The following is an 11,938-nucleotide window of genomic DNA, read 5'->3' on the forward strand; positions in this document are numbered from 1 at the left end:
CGCCCCCGCCTCCCGCCGACCCGGATTCCGAGCGGCTGTCACGACGGCGGGGGCACGGGCGGGAGTTCAGGGAACCAGGAGCCGGGGCGCGGGCAGCCGGCACACCCGAACCGGCATGGGACAGCGGGCACCCGACTGGTCGTCGGGCAGGCCGTCGACGGCGGACGCCTGAGGCGCCGGGTCGCGGTGCTCGGGCACACCCGGCCGGCCGTCGGGCGCACACCCGGCCGGCCGCCGCACAGGCCGTCGACGATGTGTGGGGACGAGCCCCCGGGTGTGAGGCCGTCGACAGCGACGCCGGCCTCCTGTCGGCCGACCGCCTAGCGACGAACTCAGGGCGACGGATCCAGTCGCTCGCACACCCCGCCGGTCGTCCCCCACCCGCTCCGGCGCCTCCGCACACCCGAACTGCCCGCCGCACACCCCGTCGAAGGCCTGCGGGACGCCCCGCCGGGTGTGCAGGCGACGGATCGGGCTCACGCGACCACCCAGCGGACAGCGAGCTCGCCTCGATCCCGCGATCGGTCGGGAACCCGGAGCCGGGCGCCAGGCAGCCGGCACACCCGGTCGGGCGTCGCACAGGCCGTCGACCGGATGTGGGACGAGCCGATCAGGTGTGCCGCGCTGCCCTACGGGATGTGCCGCGCCTCTGCGGGTGTGGGGAAACGCCGTCGACAGCGACAGCGGCCTCGTGCCGGCCGACCGCCGAGCGACGAACTCAATGGCTACGGAACTCAATGGTTCGCACACCCCGCCGGTCGTCCCCCACCCGCTCCGGCGCCTCCGCACACCCGAACTGCCCGCCGCACACCCCGTCGACGGCCTGCGGGACGCCCCGCCGGGTATGCAGGCGACGGATCGGGCTCACGCGACCACCCAGCGGACAGCGAGCTCGCCGCGAACCCGCGATCGGTCGGGAACCCGGAGCCGGGCGCCAGGCAGCCGACACATCCGGTCGGGCGCCGCACAGGCCGTCGACCGGATGTGGAACGCCCCCGGGTATGAGGCACTCTCCGACGGGGGTGTTGCCGCGCGCCGTCGCACCAGGACCGTCGTCGCACAGGCGATCGCCCGGCTGGCAGCTACTTCGACCAGGAGCTGGTGGGTCAGGCGGCGGGGGTGAGGGCGAAAACCGGGATGGTGCGGATGCCCTCGGTCTTCTTCTCGTAGTCGCCGAAGCCCGGGGCAGCGGACTTGATCTTCTCCCAGACCGTGTCCCGCTCGTCCCCGGTGAGCTCCGCGGCCTCGACCGTCAGCTCGCGCACGCCGTCGGAGGTCCCGAGGTCGACGGAGATCCGCGGGTTGGCCTTCAGGTTGTGGTACCAGGCCGGGTGGGACGGGGCACCGGCGGCGGACGCGACGATCAGGTAGCGGTCCCCGTCCTCGAAGTAGACCAACGGACTGGTGCGGACCTGGCCGGACCGCGCGCCGACGTGGTGGAGCAGGATCATCGGAGCGCCCTCGAACGGCGGGCCGACCTTCCCGTCGTTCTCCGTGAACTCGCGGATGACGCGGGCGTTGAAGTCCTCGGGCACGGGCGTTCCTCTCGGCTGGCGATCAGGGCCGGTCACGTGAAGACGATCACGGCGGCGGCCACAGTGGCCGCTGTCCCGATCAAGCCGAACATGCCCGCCCACATTCCGCCCGGTACGCCCGTGATGGCGGCGAGCTGGTCGGCGTCGGAGGTCGTGGTCCGGCGCCGGCGACGGCTGCGCTGCAGCTCCCGCACCGCCCGCAGGCCCCCGAACAGCAGGAACCAGCACAGCGCGGCCGCGAACCCGGCCCGCCAGTCCGGCGGCGCCCAGGTCGCGACGGCGCCCAGCACCCCGCCCGTCACCAGCACGGCGAACGCCCCGAACAGGTTGCGGATGTAGACGAGCGTCGCGACCAGCAGCGCCACCCCGAGCCACAGCAGCGCGCTCGTGTACCCGCCGGCGACCAGCGCGGCGCCGCCCAGCCCGAGCAGCGGCGGGAACACGTACCCGGCCAGGAACATCAGCACCACGCCCGGCCCGCGTCCCGCGCCCGTCGAGTGCGTGACACCGGAGGTGTCCGCGTGCAGCCGGATACCGGTGAGCCCGCGCCCCACCAGCACGGCGACGATCGCGTGCCCGCCCTCGTGCGCGATCGTCACGACCGTGCGGGTCAGCCGCCAGGACGCCGTCCACACCACGACGACCAGCGCGGCGGCCGCGGCGGCGAGCTCGGCGGGCCGGGCGGTGAGGGTGGCCAGCATCGCGTCGAGCACGCCCTGGACCTCGCTTGGCAGCACGCGCCGAGTCTGGCAGCGGTGGCTGTGCGCGGGCTGAGGACCCACCCGGCAGGATTCCTCCTTGACCTTCCAGCCGCTGGAACCTCGAGGGTGGATGCCGTGACCGCGACGACGAAGGGGCAGACCGGAGCACCGGACCGCACCCTGCTGACGATCGGGCAGCTCGCCCGGCGCTCGGGGGTGCCCGTCCGCACCATCCGCTTCTGGTCGGACGAGGGCCTGCTGCCCGAGACCGATCGGAGCCCCGCCGGCTACCGCCGGTACGACGCGGCCGCCGTGGCCCGGCTCGATCTCGTCCGCACCCTGCGGGAGCTCGGGCTGGGTCTGGACGACGTGCGGGAGGTGCTGCTGCGCCGACGTCGGGTCGGCGAGGTGGCGGCCGCGCACGTGCGGGCCATCGACGAACGGATCCGCGCCCTGCGGGTGCAGCGTGCCGTGTGCACCCTGCTCGCCCGCGACGGCGCGGAGCCCACACCGAGGGAGCTGAGACTGATGAACGACCTGGCCAGGCTGTCCGCCGAGGCGCGGCAGCGGATGATCGACGACTTCGTGACCGAGACCTTCGCCGGCACCGACCCGGAGGCGCCGGGTGCCGGCATCGCGTCCGCGATGCGCACCATGCCGGCCGAGCTGCCGGAGGAGCCGACGGCGGAGCAGGTGGAGGCATGGGTCGAGCTCGCCGACCTCGTCTCCGACCCGGCCTTCCGGGCCCGGGCGCGGGAGATGGCGGTCGCGGGGTCCGAGGCGGCCGCGCCGCCGCCCTACGACCCCGCCCTGGTCCTGGAGCACGCCGGCGCGGCGCTGCGGGAGGGCGTCGACCCGGCCTCCCCGGAGGCGGCCGCGGTGCTGGAGCGCATCGGCGTCGACGAGGCCGCCGACCGGGCCGGGCTGGCGGCCATGGTCGACACCTTCAGCGATCGGCGCGTCGAGCGGTACTGGACCCTGCTCGGGCGGCTCAACGGCTGGCCGGAGCGCCCGCCGACCGTTCCGGCCTTCGAGTGGTTCGCCGCGGCGCTCCGGGCCACGCGGTAGGGCGGGTCAGTCGTGCCGGCCGCTGAAGGCCAGCCCGACGCCCATCCCCACGAGCACCAGCCCGCCTGCGCCGCCCACCCGGCGCAGGCGGGCCGGGCTGGTCGCGAACCAGTCCCGCGCGGCACCCGCGGCGAGGCCCCAGGCCGAGTCCAGCAGCGCCGCCGTCAGGCAGAAGAGCAGGCCGAAGGTGAGCAGCTGCAACGACGGGTTCGGCGCCTGCGGGCCGAGGAACTGCGGGAGCACGGCGGCGAAGAACACCAGCGCCTTGGGGTTGGTCAGCCCGACGACCACGCCCTGCAGGTACACGCGCCGGTCCGCGGTCGCGCCGGGTGCCCCGAGCGCCGCGACGAGGTCGCCGCGGGTGCGGATCGTGTGCACGCCCAGCCAGACCAGGTAGGCGGCGCCGGCGAGCTTGATCGCCGTGAACACGCCGGCGGAGGCGGCGGCGACGGCCCCGAGCCCCAGCGCGACGACCACGACCAGCACGGCGACGCCCGTCGTGTTCCCCGCGACGCTGGTCAACGCGGCACGACGGCCGTGCGCGAGGGCCCGCCCCACGATGAACAGCACGCTCGGGCCCGGGATCGCGACCAGCACCAGGGACGCGGCGAGGAAGGCGAGGATCGCGCCGGTCGAGGGCATGGCGGTGACGGTAGGCCGGGTCCGCCGCGGCCCGCCACGACTTTCCGGAACGTCCCGTTCGCCGGGGCGCGTTTCCGGATCGTCGCCGGACGGAGCGGGCGGCGTCGCTACGATCCGGCGCGTGTTCGGCATGGTCCGGCCCTGCCGGCACACCCTCTCCCCCGCCCTGCGCGCCGAGTGGATCGGCCACCTGTGCGGGCTCTGCTACGCCCTGCGGGACGAGCACGGCCAGGCCGCGCGGGTCGCCACGAACTACGACGGGCTGCTGATCTCGGTTCTGCTCGACGCCCAGGCCCCCGCCCGGCGTCGCCGGACCGCCGGCCCGTGCCCGTGGCGCGGCATGCGGACCGCGCGGGTCGCGACCGGCGACGGAGCCCGGCTGGCGGCCGCGGTGAGCCTGGTGCTGGCCTCGGCGACGCTCGCCGACCACGTCGCGGACGGCGACGGCCCGTTCGCGCGCCGCCCGGTCGCGGCGGCGGCCCGGCGCCTGGCGGCCGGGTGGGCCGCACGGGCCTCGACGGGTGCGGCGGGGCTCGGTCTGGACCCCGCGGTCCTGCTCGACGCCGTCGCCCGGCAGCCGGCCCTGGAGCAGGCCGGGGCGCCGCTGCTCGCCGTCACCGAACCCACCGAGTCGGCCACCGCGGCGGCCTTCGCGCACACCGCGGTCCTCGCCGGGCGCCCGGACAACGCGGGGCCGCTCGCGGAGGCCGGGCGGTTGTTCGGGCGGCTCGCCCACCTGCTCGACGCCGTCGAGGACCTTCCCACCGACGCCGCCGCGGGTGCGTGGAACCCGCTGCGCGCGACCGGCACCGATCTCCTCGCCGCCCGTGCCCTGGCCGACGACGCCGCGCTGGGCATCCGGCTCGCCCTGGAAGAGGTGCGCTGGACGAACCGTCGGCTGGCGCACCGGCTGCTGGTCCACGAGGTCGACCGGGCGATCGCGCACGCCTTCGCACACGCCGAGGGGAAGCCGGACGCGCCGCCCTCGCGCCCCGGCCCGCGGCCGCCCCGGGGCGCCCTCGCCGGCTGCGCCGTGGCCGTCGGCCTCTTCTGCAGCTGCCAGATGTGCTGCGCGGACACCTTCGAGGACCCGTGGACCCGGGAGGCGCGCGAGGGGTTCTGCCGCAGCGAGACCTGCGCGAACTGCTGCGACTGCTCCGAGGCGAGCTGCGAGTGCTGCAGCTGCTGCTCGGACTGCGACTGCTGCGGCTGCGACTGCTGAGCCGGCCGTCTCCCCAGGTCGGCGGGGGCCGTGAGTGCCTACTGCCGCTCCAGGGGCAGTAGGCACTCACGGGTCAGGAGTCCCAGCCGTAGAAGACCCGCTCCACCACGGCCCGGGCGCGGCGGGCGGTGCGGCGGTAGTCGTCGAGAAACTGGCCGGGGTCGCCGTCGGCCGGGTAGCCGAAGGCCGCGGCGACGGCGGCGAGCTCCCGGCCCGAGCGCGGCAGCTGGTCCCCCGGCTTGCCCTTGACCAGCATGATCGCGTTGCGCGCCCGGGTGGCGGTCTCCCAGCCCGAGCGGAGCTCCGCGGCGTCGGCCGCACTGATCAGGCCCGCCTCGGCGGCCTCTCGCAGCCCCTCGAGCGTCGACGTGGTGCGCAGCTCCGGGATGTCGCCCGCGTGCTGCAGCTGCAGCAGCTGCACGGTCCACTCGACGTCGGCGAGCCCGCCGTGGCCGAGCTTGGTGTGGGTGGAGCGGTCCGCGCCGCGCGGGAGCCGCTCGTCGTCCACCCGTGCCTTGATCCGCCGGATCTCGGTGACCTGGGCCTGGGTCAGCCCGTCGGCCGGGTACCGGATCGGCTCGATCACCTCCATGAACCGCCGCCCCAGCTCCGGGTCGCCCGCGACCGGCCGGGCCCGCAGCAGCGCCTGCGCCTCCCACACCTCCGCCCAGCGCGCGTAGTACTCGCGGTAGGAGTGCAGCGTGCGGACCAGCGGGCCGGAGCGGCCCTCGGGGCGCAGGTCGGCGTCGACCTGCAGCGCCGGGTCCGGGCTGGGCGCGCCGAGCCGCCGCCGGACGGTCTCGACGACGGTCGTCGCGAACTTGAGCGCGTCCGTGTCAGCGATCGACGGGTCGGCCGGCTCGCACACGAACATCACGTCCGCGTCCGAGGAGTAGCCGAGCTCGGCGCCGCCGAGCCGGCCCATCCCGATCACCGCGATCCGGGCCTTCGGCGGCTCGCCCGCGGCGACCTCCTTGACCGTGGCGTCGAGCGTCGCGCGCAGCACCGCGACCCACACCGTGGACAGCGCCTCGCACACCTCGGCGACCGTCAGCGAGCCCAGCAGGTCGGCGCAGGCCACCCGCAGCATCTCGTGCCGGCGCATCGAGCGCGCCGACGCGACCGCGGAGGTGAGGTCCGGCTGCCGGGCGACCGCCGCGAGCAGCCACTGCCCGACGACGGCCGGGTCCCGCTTGAGCTCGTCGGGCTGGCCGGGGGTGGGCTCGGCCAGCACGCGCAGGATCTCCGGCGCCCGCACCAGCAGGTCCGGGACCAGCGCGGACGTGCCCAGCAGGCGCATGAGCCGCTCGGCGACCAGTCCCTCGTCCCGCAGCAGCCGCAGGTACCAGGGGGTGTTCGCGAGCGCCTCCGAGACCTGCCGGTAGGCCAGCAGGCCGCGGTCCGGGTCCGGGGTGGCGGCGAGCTCCTCCAGCAGCACCGGCAGCAGCGTCTGCTGGATCGCCGCCGCCCGGGACACCCCGCCGGTCAGCGCCCGCAGGTGCCCGAGCGCGCCCTCCGGCGAGGCCCAGCCCAGCGCCTTGAGCCGGGCCGCGGCGGCCTTCTCCGACAGGCGGATCGCATCCGCGGGCAGCCGGGACACGGTCTGCAGCAGTGGCCGGTAGAACAGCTTCTCGTGCAGCCGGCGGACCCGCCGGGCGTTGCGCGACCACTCCGCGAGCAGCACGCCGACGACGTCGTGCCGGCCGTCCGGGCGCAGCCGGGCGGCCCGGGCCAGCCAGCGCAGACCGTCCGTGTCGTCCTTCGCCGGGAGCAGGTGCGTGCGGCGCAGCCGCTGCAGCTGCAGCCGGTGCTCGAGCAGCCGCAGGAAGCGGTAGGAGGCGGCGAGGTTCGCGCCGTCGTCCCGCCCCACGTACCCGCCGTTCGCGAGCGCGGCCAGCGCGTCGAGCGTCGACGGCGAGCGCAGCGACTCGTCGGACCGGCCGTGCACGAGCTGCAGCAGCTGGACGGCGAACTCCACGTCCCGCAGCCCGCCACGGCCGAGCTTGAGCTCCCGCTCGGCGTGGTCGGGGCGGACGTGCTCCTCGACGCGGCGGCGCATGGCCTGGACGTCCTGGACGAAGTCGTCCCGGCTGGCCGCGTTCCACACCATCGGCGCGACCGCCTCGACGTACGCGGCGCCGAGCTCCTCGTCGCCCGCGATCGGCCGCGCCTTGAGCAGCGCCTGGAACTCCCAGGTCTTGGCCCAGCGCTTGTAGTAGGTGACGTGCCCGTCGAGCGTGCGGACCAGCGCGCCCTGCCGGCCCTCCGGCCGCAGGTTGGCGTCGACCTGGAAGCAGGCCTCCCCCGCGACCCGCATCAGCCGGCTCGCCAGCCGGGAGGCGGCCTGGGTGTCGCCCTCGGCCACGAAGATCACGTCGACGTCGCTGACGTAGTTGAGCTCGTGCCCGCCGCACTTGCCCATGCCGATGACCGCGAGCCGGACGTCGTCCGGCGGGTCGACCTCCTCCAGCGCGACGGCCAGCGCCGCCCGAATCGCAGCGGCGGCCAGGTCGGCGAGCTGGGAGGCGACCTCGTCGACCTCCATCACCGCCAGCGACGTCTCCCCGACCGCGGCGAGGTCGGCGGCGGCGAGCCCGAGCAGCTCGTCGCGGTAGGCCGTGCGCAGCGCGGTGATCGCGGCGGCGCCGGTGAGCTGGGCGCGCGCCCCTCCCGGTCCGCCCGACGCCGGCGCATCCGGATCGGCGCCGACGGCGCGGAGCAGGTACGCGGCACGCCGGGCGAGGTCCGGCGGCGGGCCGTCGCGCTCCGGGCCGTCGGCGAGCAGCCGCCAGCGGTCCGGATGGGTGATGAGATGGTCGCCCAGGGCGGTGGAGGCGCCGAGCAGCGCGAGCATCCGCCCGCGCAGCCCGATGTCCGTCCGCAGCGCGGCGTCGACGGTCTTCCAGTCCCCGGCGGCCTTCGCGAAGCGCTCCACCTGCCGCAGCGCGAGGTCGGGATCGGGCGAGCGGGCCAGCGCCCACATGATCGGCTCGGCGCCCTCGACGGGCCGGTCCTCGGCCCACCAGCCGAGCTCGGCGAGGGTCTGCTCCGCCCAGGGCTCGGTCAGGCCGAGCCGGGCCAGCGAGGTCCGCGTGCGATCCGCCACGTCCAGCCATCCTGCCCTATGTCCGCCCGATGACGGTCATGGTGCCGCGCCGTGCCGGGCCCCGCCACGGGATGCCTCACGGGTCCGTCGCGGCGGTCCTCACGGGCCGGGGTAGAGCTCCGGGTCGTCGAGGGGCGCGCCCAGCCAGCCGAGCAGCGCGGCGAGCTCGCGGTAGGCCGCCAGCCGGGCCTCGTCCGTCCCCTCCGCCTCGGCGCGGCGGACGGGCTCGCGCAGCCGCTCCACCATCGTGGGGCCGAGCTCGAGGAGCCCGCCGGACCCCGTCGTGGCGAAGCGGGCGAGGACGTAGCGGACCAGCGCGCCGACCGGGATGCCGGTGTGCGCGCTGAGCCCGGCGAGGGTGTGCAGCGGGTCGAGGCGGCCGTAGTCGGCCACCTCGGCCTTGAAGTTGGCGTCCGGGTCGTCCGGCTCCCACGGCCCGGAGTACCGCTCGAGCCGGACGACCTCGTCCGTCACAGGACGGGCAGGTAGGTCGCCAGCTCGTACGGCGTGACGTTGCGCCGGTAGTTGTCCCACTCCGCCCGCTTGTTGCGCAGGAAGAAGTCGAACACGTGCTCGCCGAGGATCTCCGCGACCAGCTCCGAGTGCTCCATCGCGCCGAGGGCCTCGGTGAGGTTCTGCGGCAGCGCCTCGTAGCCCAGGGCACGGCGCTCGGTGTCGGTGAGCGACCAGACGTCGTCCTCGGTGGCGGCGGGCAGCTCGTAGCCCTTCTGCACGCCCTGCAGCCCGGCCCCGAGGATCACGGCGAACGCGAGATAGGGGTTGCACGCCGAGTCCAGCGTGCGGATCTCCACCCGGCGGGTCGACGACTTGCCCGGCGAGTACATCGGCACCCGGACCAGCGCGGAGCGGTTCGCGTGCCCCCACGACACGGCCGTGGGCGCCTCGCCGCCGGTGATCAGCCGCTTGTAGGAGTTGACCCACTGGTTGGTCACGGCGCTCATCTCGCGCGCGTGCCGCAGCACCCCGGCGACGAACGCCTTGCCGGTCTCGGACAGCTCGTACGGGTCGTCCGGGTCGTGGAAGGCGTTGCGGTCGCCCTCGAAGAGCGAGAAGTGGGTGTGCATGGCCGACCCGGGGTGGTCGGTGAAGGGCTTGGGCATGAACGAGGCCCGCACGCCCTGGGTCAGCGCCACCTCCTTCACCACGTACCGGAAGGTCATGATGTTGTCGGCCATGGTGAGCGCGTCGGCGTAGCGCAGGTCGATCTCCTGCTGGCCCGGCCCGCCCTCGTGGTGGCTGAACTCGACCGAGATGCCCATCGACTCGAGCGTCTCGATGGCGTTGCGCCGGAAGTGCGGCGCCACGTCGTGGCTGGCCTGGTCGAAGTAGCCGCCGGAGTCCGCGGCGACCGGCGGTGAGCCGTCCGACGGCAGGTCGCGCAGCAGGTAGAACTCGATCTCGGGGTGGACGTAGCAGGTGAAGCCGGCCTCCCCGGCCTTGGACAGGGCGCGCCGCAGCACGTGCCGCGGATCGGCCCACGAGGGCGAGCCGTCCGGCATGGCGATGTCGCAGAACATGCGCGCCGAGTAGTGCTCGCCGTTGGCGGTCTCCCAGGGCAGCACCTGGAAGGTGGAGGGATCGGGGCGGGCGACCATGTCCGACTCGTAGACCCGGGCGAAGCCCTCGATCGCCGAGCCGTCGAACCCGATGCCCTCCGCGAACGCCCCCTCGAGCTCGGCGGGGGCCACCGCCACCGACTTGAGATAGCCGAGCACGTCGGTGAACCACAGCCGCACGAAGCGGATGTCGCGTTCCTCGAGTGTGCGCAGCACGAATTCCTGCTGGCGGTCCATGCCCGTCAGGCTAGGAATGTCGTGTTACGCCGATGTTTCGTGGCTGCTCAGGGTGTGGGACGCCGGTGCGCGAACGGGTGACGGCTACTGGGCGGGCAGCACGCACTCGGCGCCCTCGTCCGGGAGCGTGCCGTCGACCAGGTACGCGGTGAGCTTGTCGTCGATGCAGGCGTTGCCCTGGTAGCCGGCGGTGTGCTGGTTGCCCTCGACCTTCAGCAGCCGCCCGTTCAGGTCCTCGGCCAGGTCGACGCCCGCCTGGTACGGCGTGGCCGGGTCCCCCGTGACCGACACGACGACGACCGGCGGGAGCCCCGGGGCCTGCGGCCGGTGCGGCTCCAGCGTCGGCGGGACGGGCCAGAACGCGCACGGGTCCTTCGCGTTGACCGCGCCGCGGCCGGTGGCGGTGAACGGCGCCGCGCCGACCACGCCCTCGTTGAGCTTCGCGACCTGCGCGGGATCGGTGATGCGCACGTTGTCCATGCAGATGATGGCCTGGAACGCCTCGAGCGAGTTGTCGTACTTCCCGTCCGTGCGCTTGTAGTAGAAGTCGGCCAGGGTCAGCAGGACCGAGCCGTCGCCCGCGGCGAGCCGGGAGATGCCCAGCGACAGCGCCGGCCACAGCGAGCGCAGGTAGAGCGCCTGCTGCACGCCGGTGATCGCGTCGGAGAAGGACAGCGTGCGGTTCGGGTCGGAGGTGCGCGCGGGGTTGTCGATCAGCGGCTGCGCGATCTTCTGCCAGGTCGTCGTGGTGGCGTTCGGGTCGGTCCCGAGCGGGCAGTTCGGCTGGCTCGCGCACCAGGCGCCGTAGGCGTCGAAGGCCTGCTGGAAGCCCGCGCTCTGGTCGATGTTGGTCTCGACCGTGTCCTGGGTGGGGTCGACGGCGCCGTCGAGCACCATCGCGCGGACCCGGGTCGGGAAGGCCTCGGCGTAGGTCGAGCCGATCGACGTCCCGTAGGAGTAGCCGTAGTAGGTCAGCTTCTCGTCGCCGAGGGCCGCGCGCAGCACGTCGAGGTCCCGGACGACCTCGCGGGTGCCCAGGTGGGCGAGCACGTCCACGCCCATGCGCGCGGTGCAGCGGTCCGCGTACTCCTTGTTGTGCGCCTCCAGCGCGGCCACCCCGGCCGGGGACGGGTCGGCGTAGACCGTGGCCCGGTACTGGTCCTGCTCGGCGTCCGTCAGGCAGTCGATGGCCGGCTCGCTGACCCCGACCCCGCGCGGGTCGAACCCGACGAGGTCGAAGCGGGCCTGGACCGGCGAGTTCGCGGTGGACTTCACGGTGGCGGGCACGAGCTGGGTGCCCGAGACGCCGGGGCCGCCGGGGTTGAGCAGCAGCGACCCGATCCGGTTGGCCTGGTCGGTCGCCGCCGACCGCATGACGGCGACCTTCACCGTCCGGCCGTCCGGCTGCGCGTAGTCGAGCGGGACCTCGAGCTTGGCGCACTGGTAGCGCGGGTCGGCGTAGCTCGGCGCGACGTCCGGGGAGGCCGCGTAGTCGTTGCAGGGCCCCCACCGGAGCTCCTGCGAGTAGAAGCGGGCCAGGGCCGGATCCTGCGCGGGATCACCCGCCGGGGTGGCGGTGGCCGCCGCCGGGGCCGGCGTGGCCGCGCCGGAGCAGGCGGCGAGCGCGACACAGGCCAGGACCGCGACCAGCGCGGTCAGGGCCCGGGCGGCCGTGAACGGGGAGCGACGGCGCGACGACACGGAGCCAAGCACCGCGCCAGCATGACAGCGCGGGCGCGACGCGCCACCCGGGGTGCGACGAGCGGCGCCGGCGTGCCGGGCACACCACCGTGTGAGGTGCGTCGCCGAACCGTGCGTGCGGCCGCGCGCGGGTGACAGGCTCGTCCCGC

The 11,938-nt window shown here is 74.9% G+C and carries 9 protein-coding genes; 2 read left to right on the forward strand and 7 right to left on the reverse strand.

Going from position 1 to position 11,938, the window contains the following annotated elements:
• Positions 1 to 1,106 precede the first annotated feature (1,106 nt).
• Entirely contained in the window at positions 1,107 to 1,535 is a 429-nt protein-coding gene (locus ABD990_RS08180; RefSeq protein ID WP_345379456.1) for a nitroreductase family deazaflavin-dependent oxidoreductase, read from the reverse strand.
• Between the two features lie 32 nt (positions 1,536 to 1,567).
• Entirely contained in the window at positions 1,568 to 2,272 is a 705-nt protein-coding gene (locus ABD990_RS08185) for a M50 family metallopeptidase (RefSeq protein WP_345379457.1), read from the reverse strand.
• 99 nt (positions 2,273 to 2,371) lie between these two features.
• On the opposite strand from ABD990_RS08185, the gene ABD990_RS08190 reads away from it, so the two are divergent.
• Positions 2,372 to 3,304 (forward strand): helix-turn-helix domain-containing protein, encoded by a 933-nt coding sequence (locus ABD990_RS08190; protein WP_345379459.1) that lies wholly within the window; start codon positions 2,372 to 2,374, stop codon positions 3,302 to 3,304.
• Between the two features lie 6 nt (positions 3,305 to 3,310).
• Here ABD990_RS08190 and ABD990_RS08195 read toward each other — a convergent pair whose 3' ends face one another.
• Positions 3,311 to 3,946, reverse strand: a complete 636-nt coding sequence (locus tag ABD990_RS08195) for a LysE family translocator (protein WP_345379460.1) — start codon at positions 3,944 to 3,946, stop codon at positions 3,311 to 3,313.
• 121 nt (positions 3,947 to 4,067) lie between these two features.
• On the opposite strand from ABD990_RS08195, the gene ABD990_RS08200 reads away from it, so the two are divergent.
• Positions 4,068 to 5,168, forward strand: coding sequence for a DUF5685 family protein (locus tag ABD990_RS08200; RefSeq protein ID WP_345379461.1), 1,101 nt, complete (start codon positions 4,068 to 4,070; stop codon positions 5,166 to 5,168).
• Positions 5,169 to 5,241: 73 nt separating this feature from the next.
• Here ABD990_RS08200 and ABD990_RS08205 read toward each other — a convergent pair whose 3' ends face one another.
• The 4 genes from ABD990_RS08205 to ABD990_RS08220 form a co-directional block, all read right to left on the reverse strand.
• Positions 5,242 to 8,274 (reverse strand): bifunctional [glutamine synthetase] adenylyltransferase/[glutamine synthetase]-adenylyl-L-tyrosine phosphorylase, encoded by a 3,033-nt coding sequence (locus ABD990_RS08205; protein WP_345379462.1) that lies wholly within the window; start codon positions 8,272 to 8,274, stop codon positions 5,242 to 5,244.
• A 99-nt stretch (positions 8,275 to 8,373) separates the two neighbouring features.
• The gene (locus ABD990_RS08210; protein ID WP_345379464.1) at positions 8,374 to 8,748 is read right to left on the reverse strand and encodes a DUF6027 family protein; all 375 of its coding nucleotides are present in this window, start codon (positions 8,746 to 8,748) and stop codon (positions 8,374 to 8,376) included.
• The gene (glnA, locus tag ABD990_RS08215; protein ID WP_345379466.1) at positions 8,745 to 10,088 is read right to left on the reverse strand and encodes a type I glutamate--ammonia ligase; all 1,344 of its coding nucleotides are present in this window, start codon (positions 10,086 to 10,088) and stop codon (positions 8,745 to 8,747) included. Before glnA ends, ABD990_RS08210 begins: the two co-directional genes overlap by 4 nt.
• Positions 10,089 to 10,172: 84 nt before the next feature.
• On the reverse strand, positions 10,173 to 11,801 hold the full coding sequence (locus tag ABD990_RS08220; protein WP_345379467.1) for an alpha/beta hydrolase: 1,629 nt from the start codon (positions 11,799 to 11,801) through the stop codon (positions 10,173 to 10,175).
• Positions 11,802 to 11,938: the final 137 nt, after the last annotated feature.

Origin of the sequence: Pseudonocardia yuanmonensis, from assembly GCF_039542425.1 — a bacterium.
In the GTDB taxonomy this organism is placed as follows: Bacteria; Actinomycetota; Actinomycetes; order Mycobacteriales; family Pseudonocardiaceae; genus Pseudonocardia; species Pseudonocardia yuanmonensis.

Coding starts and splice junctions, on each gene's coding strand:
- ABD990_RS08195 (WP_345379460.1), bottom strand. CDS start 3,946: ATGCCCTCGACCGGCGCGATCCTCGCCTTCCTCGCCGCGTCCCTGGTG.
- glnA (WP_345379466.1), bottom strand. CDS start 10,088: ATGGACCGCCAGCAGGAATTCGTGCTGCGCACACTCGAGGAACGCGAC.